Origin of the sequence: Oceanobacillus sp. FSL K6-2867 (genome assembly GCF_037963145.1) — a bacterium.
In the GTDB taxonomy this organism is placed as follows: domain Bacteria; phylum Bacillota; class Bacilli; order Bacillales; family Amphibacillaceae; genus Oceanobacillus.
The window spans coordinates 3,267,932-3,286,322 of record NZ_CP150144.1 but is presented as its reverse complement, the minus strand read 5'-3'; the positions used below and the strand labels follow the sequence as shown (position 1 = coordinate 3,286,322).

The 18,391-nt window shown below is 38.6% G+C and carries 21 protein-coding genes; 9 read left to right on the top strand and 12 right to left on the bottom strand.

The genetic code is table 11. The features are described from left to right. The first annotated feature begins 10 nt into the window (after positions 1–10). Genes NSQ77_RS15940 through NSQ77_RS15925 form a run of 4 tightly spaced genes read left to right on the top strand, consistent with a single transcriptional unit; the run spans position 11 to position 1,540 of the window. Positions 11–259, top strand: coding sequence for a gas vesicle protein (locus NSQ77_RS15940; RefSeq protein ID WP_339227020.1), 249 nt, complete (start codon positions 11–13; stop codon positions 257–259). Continuing rightward, positions 249–569, top strand: coding sequence for a gas vesicle protein K (locus tag NSQ77_RS15935; RefSeq protein ID WP_339231042.1), 321 nt, complete (start codon positions 249–251; stop codon positions 567–569). Before NSQ77_RS15940 ends, NSQ77_RS15935 begins: the two co-directional genes overlap by 11 nt. Before the next feature lie 60 nt (positions 570–629). Next, on the top strand, positions 630–950 hold the full coding sequence (locus NSQ77_RS15930) for a gas vesicle protein (RefSeq protein WP_339227019.1): 321 nt from the start codon (positions 630–632) through the stop codon (positions 948–950). Between the two features lie 32 nt (positions 951–982). Beyond that, positions 983–1,540 (top strand): YtxH domain-containing protein, encoded by a 558-nt coding sequence (locus NSQ77_RS15925; RefSeq protein WP_339227017.1) that lies wholly within the window; start codon positions 983–985, stop codon positions 1,538–1,540. Positions 1,541–1,717: 177 nt separating this feature from the next. Here NSQ77_RS15925 and NSQ77_RS15920 read toward each other — a convergent pair whose 3' ends face one another. Next, positions 1,718–2,008 carry a general stress protein gene (locus NSQ77_RS15920; RefSeq protein WP_339227016.1) on the bottom strand — a complete coding sequence of 97 codons (291 nt, stop codon included), beginning with the start codon at positions 2,006–2,008 and terminating at the stop codon, positions 1,718–1,720. 584 nt (positions 2,009–2,592) lie between these two features. Here NSQ77_RS15920 and NSQ77_RS15915 point away from each other — a divergent pair. From NSQ77_RS15915 to NSQ77_RS15900, 4 genes are read left to right on the top strand one after another with little or no spacing between them, the layout of a single operon-like run. Next, on the top strand, positions 2,593–3,588 hold the full coding sequence (locus tag NSQ77_RS15915; RefSeq protein ID WP_339227014.1) for a TAXI family TRAP transporter solute-binding subunit: 996 nt from the start codon (positions 2,593–2,595) through the stop codon (positions 3,586–3,588). Positions 3,589–3,610: 22 nt separating this feature from the next. Beyond that, positions 3,611–4,111, top strand: a complete 501-nt coding sequence (locus NSQ77_RS15910; protein ID WP_339227013.1) for a DUF1850 domain-containing protein — start codon at positions 3,611–3,613, stop codon at positions 4,109–4,111. Next, on the top strand, positions 4,111–6,093 hold the full coding sequence (locus NSQ77_RS15905; protein WP_339227012.1) for a TRAP transporter permease: 1,983 nt from the start codon (positions 4,111–4,113) through the stop codon (positions 6,091–6,093). The genes NSQ77_RS15910 and NSQ77_RS15905 overlap by 1 nt, the downstream gene beginning before the upstream one ends. Positions 6,094–6,144: 51 nt before the next feature. Next, on the top strand, positions 6,145–7,590 hold the full coding sequence (locus NSQ77_RS15900; RefSeq protein ID WP_339227011.1) for a DASS family sodium-coupled anion symporter: 1,446 nt from the start codon (positions 6,145–6,147) through the stop codon (positions 7,588–7,590). A gap of 113 nt (positions 7,591–7,703) precedes the next feature. On the opposite strand, the gene NSQ77_RS15895 is transcribed toward NSQ77_RS15900, so the two are convergent. The 3 genes from NSQ77_RS15895 to NSQ77_RS15885 all read right to left on the bottom strand — a co-directional run bounded on the left by NSQ77_RS15895 (position 7,704) and on the right by NSQ77_RS15885 (position 9,785). Next, positions 7,704–8,171, bottom strand: coding sequence for a general stress protein (locus tag NSQ77_RS15895; RefSeq protein WP_339227010.1), 468 nt, complete (start codon positions 8,169–8,171; stop codon positions 7,704–7,706). 172 nt (positions 8,172–8,343) lie between these two features. After that, positions 8,344–8,502 carry a hypothetical protein gene (locus NSQ77_RS15890; RefSeq protein WP_339227009.1) on the bottom strand — a complete coding sequence of 53 codons (159 nt, stop codon included), beginning with the start codon at positions 8,500–8,502 and terminating at the stop codon, positions 8,344–8,346. Between the two features lie 20 nt (positions 8,503–8,522). Next, positions 8,523–9,785, bottom strand: coding sequence for a hypothetical protein (locus tag NSQ77_RS15885; protein ID WP_339227008.1), 1,263 nt, complete (start codon positions 9,783–9,785; stop codon positions 8,523–8,525). A gap of 171 nt (positions 9,786–9,956) precedes the next feature. Here NSQ77_RS15885 and NSQ77_RS15880 point away from each other — a divergent pair, with 171 nt between their 5' ends. Next, positions 9,957–10,652: a DUF421 domain-containing protein gene (locus tag NSQ77_RS15880; RefSeq protein WP_339231039.1), complete on the top strand. Its 696-nt coding sequence runs from the start codon at positions 9,957–9,959 to the stop codon at positions 10,650–10,652. An 80-nt stretch (positions 10,653–10,732) separates the two neighbouring features. On the opposite strand, the gene NSQ77_RS15875 is transcribed toward NSQ77_RS15880, so the two are convergent. The 8 genes from NSQ77_RS15875 to NSQ77_RS15840 all read right to left on the bottom strand — a co-directional run bounded on the left by NSQ77_RS15875 (position 10,733) and on the right by NSQ77_RS15840 (position 18,382). Next, positions 10,733–12,025: a YhfT family protein gene (locus NSQ77_RS15875; protein WP_339227007.1), complete on the bottom strand. Its 1,293-nt coding sequence runs from the start codon at positions 12,023–12,025 to the stop codon at positions 10,733–10,735. Between the two features lie 16 nt (positions 12,026–12,041). Next, complete coding sequence (locus NSQ77_RS15870; protein ID WP_339227005.1) at positions 12,042–12,401, bottom strand: DUF2620 domain-containing protein; 360 nt, start codon at positions 12,399–12,401, stop codon at positions 12,042–12,044. Beyond that, positions 12,398–12,781 carry a PRD domain-containing protein gene (locus NSQ77_RS15865; RefSeq protein ID WP_339227004.1) on the bottom strand — a complete coding sequence of 128 codons (384 nt, stop codon included), beginning with the start codon at positions 12,779–12,781 and terminating at the stop codon, positions 12,398–12,400. Before NSQ77_RS15865 ends, NSQ77_RS15870 begins: the two co-directional genes overlap by 4 nt. Positions 12,782–12,823: 42 nt before the next feature. Beyond that, positions 12,824–13,897, bottom strand: a complete 1,074-nt coding sequence (locus NSQ77_RS15860) for a hypothetical protein (protein ID WP_339227003.1) — start codon at positions 13,895–13,897, stop codon at positions 12,824–12,826. Positions 13,898–13,977: 80 nt separating this feature from the next. Continuing rightward, a complete protein-coding gene (locus NSQ77_RS15855) occupies positions 13,978–15,147 on the bottom strand; it encodes a YhfX family PLP-dependent enzyme (RefSeq protein WP_339227002.1) in 1,170 nt (389 codons plus the stop codon). Between the two features lie 14 nt (positions 15,148–15,161). Next, the gene (locus NSQ77_RS15850; protein ID WP_339227001.1) at positions 15,162–16,373 is read right to left on the bottom strand and encodes a phosphopentomutase; all 1,212 of its coding nucleotides are present in this window, start codon (positions 16,371–16,373) and stop codon (positions 15,162–15,164) included. A 16-nt stretch (positions 16,374–16,389) separates the two neighbouring features. After that, on the bottom strand, positions 16,390–17,496 hold the full coding sequence (locus tag NSQ77_RS15845) for an aminotransferase class V-fold PLP-dependent enzyme (RefSeq protein WP_339227000.1): 1,107 nt from the start codon (positions 17,494–17,496) through the stop codon (positions 16,390–16,392). Positions 17,497–17,506: 10 nt separating this feature from the next. Next, a complete protein-coding gene (locus tag NSQ77_RS15840; RefSeq protein ID WP_339226998.1) occupies positions 17,507–18,382 on the bottom strand; it encodes a phosphotriesterase-related protein in 876 nt (291 codons plus the stop codon). Positions 18,383–18,391 lie beyond the last annotated feature (9 nt).

Here is an 18,391-nt window from a genome sequence, read left to right as displayed (position 1 = left end):
GAGGATACACATGGAATTTGAAAATAAAGAGGTTGGCCTCATTGATGTTCTCGATGTAGTTCTGGATAAAGGTGTAGCAATTAAAGGAGATATCATCCTCTCTATCGCTGGAATCGACTTAGTCTATCTCGATTTACGCGTATTGATCTCCTCAGTTGAAACACTTATTGAATCGAATCAGCAAACAGCTGAGAAATTTTCATCGAAACAATTTGATTATGAAAAGGAGGAGTTGGATCGTGTCATCCATCAATCTTAATAATCAACCAGCATCCTTAGCAGGTCTTGACCATCGTCCAGAGAAAAGCGGACGGATCGAGCTTGATCCTGAAGGTGCCGAAGAAGGTCTTGCTCAGCTTGTCCTTACCGTAATTGAGTTATTACGTCAACTTGTCGAACGACAGGCAATCCGCCGTGTAGACGGAGGGAATCTGACGGAAGAGGAAATTGAAAAACTCGGTGTTGCGTTAATGAACTTAGATATAAAAATGGAAGAGCTAAAAGGGATTTTTAATTTTACGGATGAGGATTTGAATATCGATTTGGGACCTTTAGGAAATTTACTATAGGTGTGTAACCTCTATAGGTTGAATGAAGGGTGAAATAGGATTTCCCAGGGAGGGTAAAACATGGCGAACGAAAACTCCCCACAAACAACTGCGGGGTCCAGTAATTTGGTTGATGTGCTTGAAACCGTATTGGATAAAGGGGTTGTCATTGCGGGAGACATACGAGTAGGAATTGCAGATGTGGAGCTGCTTTCCATCAAAATCAGATTGATTGTCGCATCTGTCGATAAAGCAAAAGAAATCGGAATGGACTGGTGGGAAACAGACCCATACCTAAACTCGCAAGCAGCAATGCAAGAACAGGATAAGTTAAAAGAAGAAAATCAAAAGCTGCTCGAACGATTGGAAAAATTAGAAGGTAAACTATCTGGCAATAGCTAGCAAATTTAAATTTCTATTAGGAGGAATAAATCATGACAGAACAAAACAAACAGCAAGTACAAACAAATCAAGAAGAACAAGAAAACCGAAATTCATCCGATAAGGCTTACACCAAAAAAGATGTTATTCGAGGTGGTATTATCGGTTGGGGAGTCGGTGTCGCGACCACCCTATTACTTGCTCCGAAATCCGGAAAAGAGCTGCGTGGAGATATTACCTATCAAGTGGGCTCTGCTAAAGATAAGGCAGTAGATAAATCGCGTGAACTCACTGATTCAGCAATGGACAAATATGCTGCAATCAAAGAAAATACCACAAATAAAACAATAGAGTTAAAGCATAGGCTTACCCCTGCAAAAAGCAAGCAATCAAATGGAGAGGAAACAGAGGCAGAAGACACAGAAAGCAATTCTGCGCCACAATCTAATAAAGCAGAGGAAAAACAAAACGAATCTGCAAGCACGAATAAAAAAGCAGAAGCTAAATCAAAATCCAGTTCTTCCAGCGCGAGTACTAGAAGGACACCAGCAAAACGAAGTTCAGGCTATAACCAAAAAGCACGTACTAAAACAGCCTCAGCTTCTAAATAATAAAGATTACTAAAAAATCAGCATCATCCCGAGACTCATAAAGTGAAGGTAGTAAGGTCTTTCATCCTTCACTTTATGGGTCTTAATTTTATGATAGGAACTTACATAACTACACAGAGAAAAAGGAAAGGGAGATCAAAATCCCTTTCCTTCTTTATCATACATATTAAGTTTTAGTTATGAATTGTTTCTGTTTTTGTTGTTGTTGTTTCGTTGGCGCGCGCGTGCATTCCCGCCCTTTTCGCCAATTTCTTCGTAGAATTCCTGATCGTGATTTCTTGCAGTTGCATTCCCGCCTTTTTGACCAATCTCTTCATAGAATTCCTGATCATGATTTTTTGCGGTTGCTTCACCGCCTTTTTGACCAATTTCTTCATAGAATTCCTGGTCATGATTTCTTGCGGTTGCTTTTCCACCCTTTTTTCCTGCTTGTTCACGAGACATCTTACCATTATTGTTCTTAGCCATTTTTATAGCTCCTTTCAATAGTTGATATTGTTGCTCGTACATTAATTATATTCCACGTTGCCCATTACTTAAACATGAAAAGCAGCTTATAAAAGGCTTGTATTCTAATTGTAACGTTCCTGATAATTTCTGTATTTCCTCTGGAAAACGCAAGCATTCGAATCTCTCATAATTCATTTTTTCATTACCTATTAAACATGCATCCATGAACAAAATGGTTTGTGAGAATGATTGAAGCAGACTGGTTTCTGTTTAAAGGAGTTAGTTGGATTCATAATCATGCTGTTCTAACATTGCAAGAAAAACATAACATATAATTACCAAATATAAATAATATGATCTGCCTAATCTGTCAAAGCTTCCTCCCGAAGTTTATCCCACAGATAAGATCCAGTTCAAAAATAGACTATTTGCAGTCTTATTTGAACTGGATTTTTTATTTTAGTTAAATTTCTTGTCTAAACTCACAAGTTGAAAGCATAGAGTCTAAACATAGGGGGTGTATAACTATTTCCAGTAACCATATTTTGCTAGACACACTGTTATTTGATGATTTCAGCAACTAAACCATTGGAGGTATTATAATGAAAAAAATTTTAATTATTTTTATGTTCCTAACCATATCTATGTTAATCGCTGCATGTAATGATAATAGTGATTCTGATGCCGCTGGCAAGGATGGTAATGGTGAAGATGCATTAGCTGGTGAATTTATTACGATTCTGACAGGCGGTTCATCTGGTGTATACTACCCACTTGGCGGTACATTAGCAAATATTTTCCAAGACTTAGGCGCTAATGCAAACAGTCAGTCCACAGCAGCTTCCACTGCAAATGCAACCACACTTAATCAAGGTAATGCAGAAATCGGATTTTCGATGGGAGATGCCGCACAAGATGCTTATGAAGGGATTGCAAGCGCCGAAGAAATAGGAGCTCAGGAAAACATCCGTACCCTTGCCTCGCTCTACCCAAACTATTTACAAATTGTAGCTACCGAAAAATCAGGCATTAAAACCGTAGAAGATTTAGCTGGCAAAAGAGTTGCTGTTGGCGCCCCTGCGTCTGGAACTGAAATCAGTGCACAACGCGTTTTAGAAGCATATGGCATGACATACGAGGATATCAATGCTGACTTTCTTTCCTTTTCAGAAGGAGTGGAAGGAATTCAAAATGGAAATATTGATGCAGTTGTTATTTCCTCTGGATTGCCAAATGCTGGAGTACTTGAGCTTCAGACAACACAGGATATTGTGATTGTAGAAATTGCCGAAGATATCATTTTAAAAATGCAAGACGACTATCCATCCTTTTTCCCAACAACTGTACCAAAGGATGTATATGACATGGAGAAAGACGTATCAACCATTGGAGTTAATAATGTTTTATTAACACACAGCGAAGTATCAGATGACATAGCTTATGCAATGACCAAAGCTATATTTGATAACCTTGATCAATTACAGAACACTCATAATGCAGCTAACGATATCACATTAGAAAATGCATTACAAAACTTACCTGCACCGCTCCATCCAGGCGCAGCTAAATATTTTGAAGAACAAGGGATAACGGAATAAAAGTGGACTTATCGACTGCTCTATGAAAAAAATATCACTTATTCTTACTATTTTGCTGGTTGGAGTCTGGATCGGTATGACTCCTCTCCAATCAGGCATTTTATTAACGGATGGAGAGGACAATCCATTATTTTTTCTGCCATGGGATTCAGAAAAAGTAACAATCGGGTGGAGACATTCTGTTGAATTAACTCCATGGAAAGAAACTTATCGAATAGCCGATAATGGATATCTGGTGTTTGAATCTACATTGTACCAATCATATGGAGCAGGTACGCCAGATACAGAAGGCAAAGTGGAATTTCTTCCGAATGGGTTTATCCAAGTTACTGAAATAAATCGGGTTATCCCCTATTATTCCCTATTCTATGTTCCAATTTCAAACTATTATCTGAAAGATAATGAAAAAAGATATTCATTATCCGACTTTATTCCGGATGATACAAATGTCCAAATCCATTATGAACAAATACAGGTCTATAAATGGCTGCTGTTAAAGATCCATAAGGAGGTATGGCGCTGATGGCTGATAAACAAAGTGAGATGCCAAAAGAAGAGCTTGTGAAAAACCATGAAGAATTATCAGAAGCAGAAAAACAAAAAATTGTTGAAAAATACGATTCAGAAGCTAGGTTCCGAAAATTGAGCATACCTTGGATGGCCAGGCTTGTTATGATTATCTCAGTTTCCTTGGCCCTATTCCACTTGATTACTTCGTTTACAGGGCCTTTAGTTACATTACAGCACCGGGCATTGCATACGGGTGTAGTAATGGCTCTTGTCTTTTTACTGTATCCCTCACGAAAAAATGCACCACAGACTCGGGCAACAATCATTGATTTTTTGCTTGCTATCTTATCGATTGCAACCATTGTTTATATTTTCACCGATTATATGGGAATTGTAAATCGAGCTGGATTACCAAGCCAGAACGATATTATCTTCAGCCTACTAATGGTTCTGCTTGTTCTTGAAGGAGGACGTCGTGTAGTTGGGAATGGACTGACCGTTCTCTGTACGTTGTTCCTGTTATATGCCTATTTCGGTCCTTATCTGCCCAGGATGGTTGCCCATCGAGGATATCAAATAGACGATATTGCCTCTTACTTGTATTTAACAACAGAAGGAATATTTGGGACTGCAATAGGTGTTTCCGCTACCTATATTTTTCTATTTATCTTGTTTGGAACTTTTTTAAATCGAACGGGAATGGGGCAATTATTTAATGATTCTGCAATGGCTATCTCTGGACATACTGCCGGAGGTCCTGCGAAAGTTTCCGTTGTTTCGAGCGGTTTTCTTGGTTCGATTAATGGTTCTGCCATTGCGAATGTCGTTACAACCGGTTCATTTACCATCCCACTCATGAAGAAAACAGGGTATTCCAAAAATTTTGCAGGAGCTGTAGAAGCAGCAGCCTCTGTTGGTGGCCAAATACTTCCGCCAGTAATGGGAGCAACAGCTTTTATTATGGCGGAAACGTTAGGGATGCCATACGCAGAAATTGCTATTGCAGCCATTATCCCTGGGCTTTTATACTACATGGGTGTGCTTTCAGTTGTTCATTTACGCGCAAAAAAACTCGGTTTAAAGGGATTATCCCGACATGAACTCCCGAAAATGAAAGATGTTTTAAAAGAACGAGGACATTTACTGATTCCGCTTATCATCCTCATTTATATGTTATTTGGTGGGTTTACCCCAATTTATGCTGCAGCATGGGCAATCATTTCGACTGTAATCATTTCTTTATTAAGAGCAACAACGCGAATGAATCTAAAAAGTCTTTTTCAAGCGCTGGAAGATGGAACACGCAGTGCACTTGGTGTGGCAATGGCCTGTGCAATGGTCGGAATTATTGTAGGTGTAGCTTCGTTAACAGGATTTGGCTTAAAAATGACCTCGGCAATTCTTATTCTTGGTAACGACACACTCATTTTGACATTATTCTTTACAATGATTGCATCTATCATTTTGGGAATGGGTCTCCCTTCCATCCCAACGTACATTATTACGTCCTCTATGGCAGCACCAGCATTGGTACAGTTCGGTGTCGAGCCTTTTGTATCCCATATGTTTGTTTTTTACTTCGGTATTTTGGCAAACTTAACACCTCCAGTAGCCCTTGCAGCATTTGCTGGAGCAGGACTGGCAGGTGGCGAACCGAATAAAACTGGATTTATATCACTGAAACTCGCAGCTGCTGGGATTCTCGTGCCATATGTTTTCGTTTATTCGCCTGAGATGCTGATGCAAGATGCTGACGCTTTAAGCATCCTATTGATCGCGATTACAGCAATTATTGGTGTTGTGTCTCTGGCTATCGCACTTGAAGGATACTTGCTGGAAAATCTAAATTGGGTTTTAAGAGTAGTTTCAGCGATCGCTGCAATCGTATTAGTAATACCGGGAATGTTGTCCGATGCGATTGGTATCCTTTTACTCGCGATTGTCATAGCTGCACAAATGTTAAAAAGAAAAAGGACGGCACAAGCTGAAGCTTAATCTGCCTATATTGATGATATGGTCACATTATTTCACGAAAGGTCGTCATCGATGATGGTTAACGTAAACAAGCAAAAAAGTCGCAATTCTAAACAGCATATAATTAAGCTGGCAAGTATTTTGATCGCCATTTCTGTTTTCTTGTTTTTATATTTCGGATTGCCGGATACATTTTCACATTCAGCGCGGCTGATGGCTGGAATTGTTAGTTTTGGAGTCATACTGTGGACACTTGAACCAATACCGATGGGGCTGACAGCATTACTGATACTTGTTATGATGTTAGTATTCAATTTAACGGATACCGAAGTAGTGTTCAGCGGGTTCGCTTCGCCTGCTACACACCTTGTTATTGCTGGTATGATGGTAGCCAAAGCAGTAAATGAAACTCCACTTGTAAAAAGAATCAGTTACTTGATCTTAAAAAAATGGGGAGGCCGTGCAAACGGATTGCTGGGCAGCTTAATACTCGTCCAGCAAGTCCAGGCCATCTTTATTCCATCATCTGCGGTTCGTTCCACCCTTATGCTGCCTATCTCCTCGATGATTGTAGAGACAGTAGGAGCAAAACAAGGAAGCAATTTACGTAAAATGATTATGATCGGTGTTGCTTTTGGTGGTAATGTTAGCGGAACTGCAATTATGACAGCAGCTGTTGGCAATATTTTAACGGTAGAGCTTTTGTATCGTTTTGCCAAAATTGAAATAACCTATTTTGAGTGGTTTCTGTATACATTTCCAATATGGATTATTCTCATACCGGCAATATGGGGCTTACTCATTAAACTATATCCGCTGCCTAAAAATGAGCAATCATTTCCCCAGCTCAAAAAAGAAATGCATTTCAAATTGAAGTCGCTTGGACCAATAACTAATCAAGAATGGCGATGTTTAATTATCCTGCTTATTATTGTAGGACTATGGATAAGTGAACCATTTCATGGCATGCATCCAAGCATACCTGCATTGATCGGCGCCGTCATAATGTCATTGCCTATGATAGGTTGTGCTAGATGGGAAAATGTTGTGCAAATAAACTTTAATACAGTTTTGCTTCTAAGTGTCACCTTGTCAATGGGCTATGCTTTAGTAGATTCAGGAGCAATCGCAACCCTTAGCGCATATTTAAGTGTGGGATGGTTCTTATCCATTGTGCAAAATCCATTACTGGCAGTGATTATCATTATTCTATTAACCCAAGTATTTCATAAAATGATCTCGAATGTGCCAGCTGCTGTTGTTACACTGATTCCAATTACGATAAGTGTCGCGGCAAACGCTGAGATCGACCCACTTGCTATGGCATTTACTGCTGGATTAACAAGTCTTTATGGATTTTTGCTAGTTGTTGAAACAATGCCGAATTTACTTGTCCATAGCACTGGTCTCATTTCACAGCGGGATTTTCTAAAGCCAGGCGTATATGCCACGGTAATTACGATTGCTGTAACTATCATTATTGCAGCTACTTGGTGGAAATGGCTGGGATTAACATAGAATTCGTAAATCCATCCTGCAAACCACGTATTCGGCAAGTAAGCTATTATATCTTTCAATAAAAACAATGTGAGGAAGAACTTTTATGTTCTTCCTCACACTGCCCAAATAGGTTATGAATTGTTTCTGTTGTTATTGTTGTTTCTTTGGCGCGCACGTTTGTTGCCGCCCTTTTTACCAATATCTTCATAAAAGTCTTGGTCATGGTTTCTTGCGGTGGCTTCTCCGCCTTTTTGTCCAATTTCTTCATAGAATTCCTGATCATGGTTTCTTGCGGTGGCTTCCCCGCCTTTTTGACCAATTTCTTCATAAAATTCCTGGTCATGGTTTTTGGAGGTTGCTTCCCCGCCTTTTTGACCAATTTCCTCATAGAATTCTTGGTCATGATTTTGTGCAGTTGCCTTTCCGCCTTTTTGACCAATTTCTTCATAGAATTCCTGGTCATGATTTTGTGCAGTTGCCTTTCCGCCTTTTTGACCAATTTCTTCATAGAATTCCTGGTCATGATTTCTTGAGGTTACGTTTCCACCTTTTTTTCCTGCTTGTTCACGAGACATCTTACCATTATTGTTTCTAGCCATTTTTAACAGCTCCTTTCAATAGTTGATAGTCTTGCTCGTACATTAATTGTGTTCCACGATATAAATTACTTAAACATAAAAAAACAGTTTTTATAGGTTAATATTCCGATTGTAATACTTTAATTACTCAGATAACCCTTGCCACTCTTGGGGAGAGTAGTATATAGACGATTTACTTCTTTTTATTTTTTTCATTCAATTTATCAAATACTTTTTCTGTTGCTGTTTCTTTTTCCTCTTTTTCTTTATCTTCCAATTCAAAGTCGAGGCGATCCTCTGTGGGCAAACTAAAAAACGAATCCTTTGATGACTTCTTTTCTTTGGAAACCATAAGCTCATTCCTTTCTGATTTTAAAATCGAGCATTAATTTCAGAATTCACATAGTTTTTCCGTTTCATCCATACAAACCCATCACCTTTTGTGATGACAGCCACATCAATTGGTGGACCAACAGACTCTGTTGCTCTTGTCACACGTCTTTTAAAGGAAGTAAGACTAATAAGCATTTCTGCCATATCGGCCAGCTCTTCTTTTGGCAAGGATCGCACAACACCAAGTAATGGCTCAACATAATTTGTTTGCTGATATTCCTTTACTGCATCTTCTATCGACTCATACACTTCTTTACCCAAGCTTTGCAGTTCTGTAACTTGTTCCTCGGTAAAATCTATCGATACATGCTTTTGAATTTGCTCTGGATAGTCTTTTAACACGTTAGCAATAATGTCAAAGATAACATCTTCCATATTCGGTTCCATTCCGCCTATGAATGAATCGACCATTTCTCGTTGCGCAAAAGCGGTAACAGCAGCTGTTCCATCCATTTTATCTGTCGTATAGCCAATCCTTTTTTCTTTTAGCTTTTTGTATTTCAATTGGTCAAATACAAAGCCTTCTAAGCGGTAGTTTAATAATTGGGGGAAAATCTCTTCTTCACCATATCCAGCAATTACAAATCCCGTGCTTCCTATACTGAAGTAATCCTTTTTTGTGGCTTCAAAAGCAAGCTCATATAATTTTTCCGTCTGCTCACTGGGAATTTCATACGTAATCAGCTCTTCTTTCACTTCATGAATAACAGAACCGAATTTTTCTTTAAATGCATGATAATGGAGCTCTAAAAAAGACTTTTTCTCATTTTTGTACGATTGTATATTCTCATTAATACATGTAACTAACCAATCCGTTACTTTTTCGGCAAAAATATCCCCATCTTTATTCTTTTCCTGCCTGATTATGTCCTCCACTTCTTTTACAATACGCTTTAGATTATCAGAAAAAATACGATAAATAATTATTTCTTCTACATCTTCATTTTTAAATCGCTCATCTTGCTGCAAAAAATTGAAGAAGTCCTCCACATAGTTGGTTAGATTAGCGAATTTCCGTTCACCAAGATTATCTCGATACGATTTAATAATGACGTCCCATGGCACCTCCATAAACGATGCAGCACCATAAACCATAATTCCGATTGGATGCTCACTTGATAAGGAGAATAGTTTGTTTGCTGTATTATAAACCTTTTGAACACCGTCTCTGCCACTTGTTATCGCACTATCAGCAGCCAAAGAAATACCTTGCTTATTCATTATCGCTATCTCTGCTGTCATATAACTCCCCTCCCCTTTCTTACTATGTATGTATCACGAATCAATGGATATGAAACGAAATCGATTATGCTGTTCCATCATGAAAAACAGCTAATAGTCCAGAAAGCTTAATAAATAGAAAAAAGGGTAATACAACATTAAATTGATTAAACATTTCAGAAGGTGGGATGAATCATAGAAACTTCCATAAGCATTAAAATAATTTGCGGACTTTTAGCCTTGCTGCTTGTTGTCCGTCTATTAGGAAAAAAAGAACTCTCACAAATAACACCATTTGATCTTGTCTATCTATTAGTTCTTGGTGGCCTGCTCGAAGAATCTATTTATGATGATATGGTAACTGTATGGCAAGTACTGTATGCGATAGGTTTATGGGCGGTTTTAATTTATATAATAGAACTGATTGTACGAAGATTTGACAGAATGAGAACGGTTATTAAAGGGGAACCATCTATTATCATAAGAGATGGAGAGCTTGATGTAAAAGCACTCAAAAAGAACAAGCTGGAATCCGAGCAGCTCCGAACAATGCTTCGTCAACAAGGTATCTTTTCTTTACAAGAAGTAAAATACGCAGTTCTGGAACCGAGCGGACAATTAAGTGTCTTGAAAAATGAATTATCATCACCAGTTACTGCTGAAATGCTATCCGTTAACCCCAAAGAAACTGCTTTAACACATTTGATCGTTGATGAAGGCAGGATAGAGAAAAAAGCATTAAAACGTATTCAAAAAGATGAAAAATGGTTACGAGCTCAATTAGCTGAAATGGGTTATAAAGATATACGTAAGATTTATTATGCTGAATGGTCCAGCGTAAATGGGATTGTTGTTAGAGGGGCCCAAAGGGATGACGAAGCTTTGTAACATAGAAAGAGTCAGCATATGATGTTTATAATAAGTCAAACAAGACAAGGCTTGCTTGCACCTTGTCTTGCTTCCCCGCATTATTGCGGTATATTCATAACTCCAAGCAACACTAAAATATTTACGATAACCCCTACTGCAATAGCTCCCATAGGGCCTACAGCCATTCGCACAATTGGGCGCCCAGCAGCTTCATTCAACAGATAGAATCCAGCAATAAAGAAGAAACCAAATCCTGGTGCAATCATATTTGCAGCGTTCGCACCACCAATTAATAAGGCAACTTCAAGCAACTTCGTCATGGCACTGCGGATATTTTCTCCAGAGTTACGTACTCCCGGATATTTATCTAAGAATTTAGCAATATAGCTCAATAGCATTACTTCTGCAAAAATTACTGCCGCACCAATGATAACCGCTAACCATACATTTGGTGAAAATAATCCAACCACGAAAATTAATGTAAATCCAACCGGACTATAAACTCCAGTCGCAATTGCTGTACTTGCAACTAATGGGATAAAACCAATTGCTCTGGCTGCAGCAGCAATTCCAGCGTCCGTTTGTTTGCCTTCTGCAAGTAAGTTAAGTGAAATCGGATCACCAGCCATCAATAATAGATTGGTAGCTCCAGCAATTAAAGCGCCAATAATCATAAAATACACAACATTTTTCTTAATACGTAATACCTTTTCACTGAAAACGGAGGCCAAATCAACAGATGATCCTTCTTCTGCTTTTTCTCGCATTGCATATGCGAATAAGAAAATCATGCCAACAATTAATGCCATACCTTCTTGGTTTAATGAAATAACATTATCACCGATTGTCAGCAAGCCTTGTTCATTTACTAATACTGCAAGTTGCCTTACCAAAGCTGCTGCCGCAAAAGTCAGGATACCTTTCTTAACACTGAATTGCATGGCAACTGCAAGTGCTGGAAAGGCCATAAATGTGACAACAACCGGTGTACCTACTTCTCCAAGCGGCTCTAGGAAATTAACTGGAAGGTATTCAAATAACTTCACAAAACCTTCCAGACCAGTGAGAAGACCCCATCCATACAGACCACCGACAATTGCTGCGACCGGAGTACCCCACTTGTTCTTAGGTGTTAATAATCCAATAATATCGGTTCCTAATAAAATACTGTGAATTAAAATAATACTTGCCGATAAAGTAAACGGTATCCCAAATCCAATCACCAATCCAAAACTCATAGCAAATGCAGTTAAACCAAGTTCTCTACGCTTTAAGCTCCCATCAATATGTTCTGAAACAATTGGCCGTAATCCGTCATTAAAAACAGCAATATTTTGATTTGCTAAAATAGCAGCCACTGCACCTATTAATATGACAAACAATGTTTCCATTTATTTGTCCTCCATTCTATGAATTTGTTTTAATCGCATTTAATATCATTGGTACCGCTGTCTCCACATGATCACCTGTAAATCCAAATGCTTTTTTTCCATTCTTGACTGCTTCTTCTACATTCTCTTCTTTAGGCTTTTTTCCTGGCATTGATACGGTTTGACAGAGATTTCTTCCAAGCATGGCAATTGCCATAGCTAATGCTCCTCCACCGCCGGTATGACATGCACCAAAATAGTAATCTGCTTTGCCTGTTTTCATTTCCATCGCTGCTTCTAAGTCAGACTTGACAACGGTTTCAATCGAAGGATCCAATTCCTTTATTAATCTTTCAATCTCCTTTTTCTCCACTTGCCCGCCAATAACAATTTTCATCGTAATTCCTCCTTGTATAAATTTGTATTTAATACTGTTACATAATGCATATAAAGAAATTCCTTTTCTCCCTGCGGCAAAGCCCGCATCCACTTATTCTCGATAAATGCTATTTGCTCTTCAGCTATAGCAAAATGCTCAGATTGTTTCACCTCACGCATTATTTCCACTGCTGGTGCTTCTGCTTCTTCACCCGCTTCAATTCTTGTAAGCGCCATTGGCAGGTGGGTAAAGAGCATCTCAGCTTGTTCAATATCTGTTTTTCCAACAACCTCCATGATCTGCTTAAATGCCTGTAAGGCAACTTCATGGGCAGCACTTGAAATTACCTTTTGATCGAGCAATAGTTGCAGTCTTTCGTTATAGGCCTGTAAATTCATAGAAATACCTCCAATAGTTCTAATTGCTGTAATTGATGGTGACTACCAAAAATCCAACCGGGAAACTCGCTGATCATTTTCTAAATAGTATCTTCTCCAAACCTCTGGCAAACGAATAGCTCCCTCCAGCTGCAGTGCTAAATCAAAAGCGTATCCACAATGAGCGATTCCGCTTTTGGCAATTATCGTGATGCCACTAGCCAACGTACTTGTCGGAACAGTAATAGCTGTCGTTTGACACATATTAGCAGCCCGAATAAGGTATTTACCATGGTTTTTGGTTAAATTTATACCAGCTTCTCCAAAATGCTGTGGGATTGTTTCCCCATATCCATATACGTCAACAGGTCCTTCACATGTTAGAATCATATCCGCTTGTCTCTCTTGAAAACAATATTGGATAACTTCGATTCCTTTCTTTCTCTCATCGATCCCATTCATATTAATCTCTTCAATTTGATAGTTTCTTAATTCAATAGAAGCTAACTGTTCCATTACTTTATCGTGCATATCTATCTGATCGGGACTGATTATAGATCCCTTTTTAGGAATTACAATTTTTAACCTTTTCTCTGAAGATGGCGTTAGCTTTTGTTCAAGCATGCATTCCATTACTTCTTTTAACATCGAAATACGCTTTGCAATGACACCTATACTCCCTGTAAATTCATACTGGTCAGTGGACAACTTTTTATTTTTTACGAACAGGCCGGTTCCTGCACCAATTATAGATGGCAGCTGGCAGCTCATTGCAGGTGCAAGCACCGAACCACCTCCATCTGTGCCTATAACAAAATCGTTGATTCCCTTTAAAATATTGATAGGACCGCCGCTGGTTGACCCTGTCATAACACGATATGTTAATGGATTTATAAGATCCGAATCGATCGCCCTCCCCTTATCAGCAGATTTATCAATGGTCAGCCAAGCAAAATTTGCATGTGTCCGAACCCGCCGGATTATGCTTTCCGGAATTTGACTTGTGTTCTTTATTCCAAAATAGAACATATCCCTGTTTTTATCCCTTATTTCATTCACTATCATCGGATTAACCGCAATTACAGATCTGCCTATTTCTCCTTTTGCTAGCTGGATTTTATCTATCAAGCCTGGCATGACAGCTCCCTCCACATTTTCTTCATAACAAGTTATTATTGTAATACTTACCATTCCTTTTCATTTATTTATTTCTAAATTTATTTGTCTCCATTATTAGCTGGAATAACATGTCCTGCTGAATCATAAATCCCTAACAGCTTTGGACTGGAATTTATATTTTCAACGATTGCTATCTGGGCATTTGTCACAAATACCTGTGTACGGAACGCATAAATAACGGTATCACCTACATGTACATCTTCAGTTTTCAATGTTCCATAATAATCAATATTTGCCGGGTCATTTTCAATCACTAGTACTCTTTTCAAATTCTCTTTATCCGTTGCAACTAAAGCACCCTCCATACGTGATCTTGGATAGAAACCACCTCCAAATACATATGCTTGCTGATTATATATGTGAGAGACCTCGGTTACATAAACCATCGATGGCTTTTCAGGCAGGTCACCTGAAGCATGTAAAGGAGTTGTGCCAGTCATAGCATGACCTGGCTCCCCTTGTGTAGCACCATGCTCTTTTAAGAGTTTCATGGTAGCTGTAGAGGTTGCACTTGGCATATTCATCTCTAAGTCATGGATACCTTTTTCAGCTAACAATTTCTTAGCTTGTTGCATCGTAAAAACGTTTTGTGTTACCTGTGGTGAATTATCCTTAATTAATACACATGGAAAACTCGTTAATCCCGCTATTTCGATACCTGGTAATCGTATGAGATTTTCCAAATCATATATCAGTTGAGCTAATGTAAAACCACCATTTTGACCGTTATACAAAAAATCCTCTGTATCAGCGATCCGTAAAAATATTTTCTGCCTTTTATTCATTTGTACAGCAATATCACTAATCTGACGTGCATTTTCATAACTAAAAACGGTTACAAATTCTGGATCTAATTGCAAAATTGTACGAATCATCCCCTTAGGAATTTGTACCAAATGTCCAACATGGCCAATTTCAACCCCATATTGATGCAATGTGATTGCTTCCCAGGGATCTACTGCTACGGCCTTCTTAATACCAGCTTCCACAATAGCCTTCGATACTAGTTCGTTTCTGCCAAACTGTTTCGTCATAAACAGTAATTCAATATCCTGTTTTTTGGCTTCTCTGGACAGCATTTCAACATTACGCCTCACCATATCCAAATCAAGTACATATGTGTTCGGTGTGATAAGCCCTTGCTGATGAAATTGAATGGCTGTTTCAATTAATTCTCTATTCTGCTTCAATGTTGCATTTAAAAACATACGAAACTTCCTTTCTACTTTATTATTAAAGGAAGAAATGACGTGCCATTTTCGGTCCTATCCAATCCTAAATAAGCTGCACCTGTAGCAGCAATATCAGATAATGTCTCTCTTTCCCCAAGGTATTCAGGATCTTTCTGCTTCTGATACGCTAATAGATATGTTTTTTCTCGAGTATGCTGATTATGACCAATCGTTGGGTCATTTCCATGATCAGCACTCAATATTAAAAGATCTTGTTCCGTCATTTTTTCGATAATTTTTGGTAAATAGCGATCGACCAGCTCAATTCGATTTGCATACCGTTCAGGGTTTTGAGCATGCCCTGCTAAATCCGTCTCTTGAATCGTAGCTGCAATTAATCCATGCTGCACCTGATTCATCTCGTCTATAATGTCTTTCATGACCTGTTCTGTATCAACGCCGGGAAATTTTGCAGCACCTTCACAGTAAATAACATCCTGCATCTTCCCAACGAGCGATACATCAAGACCTGCTTTTATTGCCAAAGTAGGCAGTTGACGTTCAGGTGATATTCCATATCCTAAATGCCGTACCTGATATCCTTTTTTATAGACATTTGATTTGGGAGAGTTTACACCTACCAGACCATCTTCCCTTCTCTCCACTGATTTCTGTAAATGCTGTGGTGTTACGTTTTCTCCACCGAGTGCAATAACACGGTTCACTCTCACATTTTCACGTACACATTGACCAATTTTTAATACATCTTCAAAAGCTATATAATCAAGCGGTGCGGTTACATTATAAATTTGGCCAAAATCTGTTTCGATATTGTCCGCAACAATAACTAAATCATTTACTAATAAATAGGCTAAATTAGCATCTGGAATTTTCACATCATATCCTGCTTTTTCCAGTGCAAGTTTTACCTCTTTCATATTGTCAATAAATGGGGCTAAATATGTTTTCTTTGGTTTAGAACCCATGATTTCATTATGACCCTCAAAGCTATCAGCACCATTATGCATCAAATTTAAGCAGCCATAGCTAGCAAGATTATTTTCATTTGTCTTCAAGGCTGGATGATTCACAATCTTATTAATTCCCAGTTTCTCCAAGACAGGAATTTGAATGGATGGAACCGCATCCACAATATGATAAAATGTATTTGCTCCTATATCCTGCGGGTGGTAGTATTTGGCATCCGCCATATAGCCAACACCTAAACTGTCCAGGATGATTATCATAACCCTTTTTTTCACGATAACTCCCCCCCTATTAATGTCGCCGTTTTGCTTGCTCAATGGATAAGGTAAGGATTCTAATTACGGTCTCGGCCCCGCTTCGCAACGGATTAATTCGAATCATTGTTTTCTGCAGATCTGGATCAGAAGCTAAAAACGTACCGGACACCTTATAGAACATTGGTACAAATTCATACTTTGATTCAGCTCCTATCGGATTCGGTGCAGCACCAAGTTCATTAGCCTGAGTGAGTACTTGTTCCGCAATTGGTTCGTCGAATTCCACGAGCAGTACCTTTGATTGAGCATTTGCGAGAAGGGCCCTCTTCACACCTGGTACGGCTCCTTGATTAAGCTGCTTGACTAATTGCTCATTTACGCCAGCTTGGATAGCCAGCATAACAGGAGCATAAATTAGACCTCTTAATGCTTCTAATGCTTCATAGCCTTGAACCTGACTCCCGCCAGAGTAGTTAAATGCTTCTATTTTTTCGATTAAATCTGCCTTCCCTGCAATAAGACCAATACCTTCTGGTCCTAATAATTTAAACAGGGAGAAGGTTGATAAATCGGCCCCTATTTGCGTTCCAATCTGTTCTGCTTTCATCGCAGCATAGTTATCATCCGTAATAATAGTCAGAGATGGTTTAACCGATTGAATGACTTTAATTATTTCAGCAAAATCATAATGATCGTTTATTTGCTGACGTGTATGCTGGATCAGTACGCCCTTTAAATCAGGATGTGCAGTAATTACTTCTCTGACTTGCTCATGATTATGAAAATCAACTGCAATTGAAATTATTCCCATTGATTCTAGTGTCGTTTTACTAGTTGGATAGATTGGGGCATCATGCACTAAGATCTTATCATTTGGTTTTAAGAAGCTCATAAACCCATAACGTAATGCACCGGTTCCAGCACCCCGAACTAATTTCGCCCGTTCAGCACCAAAGAACTCTGCTAATACTTCCTCTACCTTTTTGGTGTAAGTCGGTTTATTCAGTCCCTTTACAACACCCAAATCACCAAGCGAAAGAATCTCATCACCTCTAAAGTGCTTTGTAATCACATCAATTAGTAAAAATTGTCTTTTCTGTGCTTCCTCCAAGGAAATACTCTTTAGTGGACTTGTTTGCATTAAAACCACCTTAGCCTTTCATAAACGTGATAGGATTTTTTATGAGCAATTTATCAATGGAGGTTTCTGTAATTCCAGAACGTTCCAGCATCGGAATAAATGCATCTAATAAATATGCATAGCCAAGTCCACCTTGATACTCTAAATGTGACTTTCTTGTTATATCCATTGATAAAACGACTTGATCCATGTAGCCTTTTTCTTGTATTTCCTTTAATATACCTGCCCGTACTTGATCCGGCATATAATTTTCCTTGCCGATTGTATCAAATTCAACAAAGGCTCCTTCCCGCAACATGTGGAGAATATAGTCTTTATCCCCGGTTAAATCAACATGTCCGATAATAACTCTGCTTAAATCAATCCCATTTTCTTTGAAAAATGCTACCTGTTCATGCCCGAGTGTTCCTAAAGTCGTATGGGTTGTAATCGGCTTGCCTGTTTCTTTATGTGCAATGACAACCGCTTCAAATACCTTTCTTTCTGTCTCAGTCCATTTATGATGGCTCGTGCCAATTTCTCCAATGATTTCAGCCTTTACAGATGTTCCTTTTATTCCCTCATTTATTTCCTTAATCATTCTCTCCGCGAGTTGTTCCCTTGTTTCCCTGAATACTTGAATCGGATAAAATTTCTCCTGGTAAAAGCCGGTTGAAGAAATTATATTGATACCACTTTCTTCAGCCACTTTTTGGACATATGGAATATTTCTCCCCATCCCAAAGTTCGTTACATCAATAATATTCCGAACACCTTTGTCGTATAACTTTTTATACTCCCGAACTGTTTCCGAAAATACATCCAGCTGACAATCTTCATTATTCTTAATTTCTGATAGATTAATCGTTGTATGCTCATGCATATAGGTTATTCCATCTACTAACAACTGTATCAC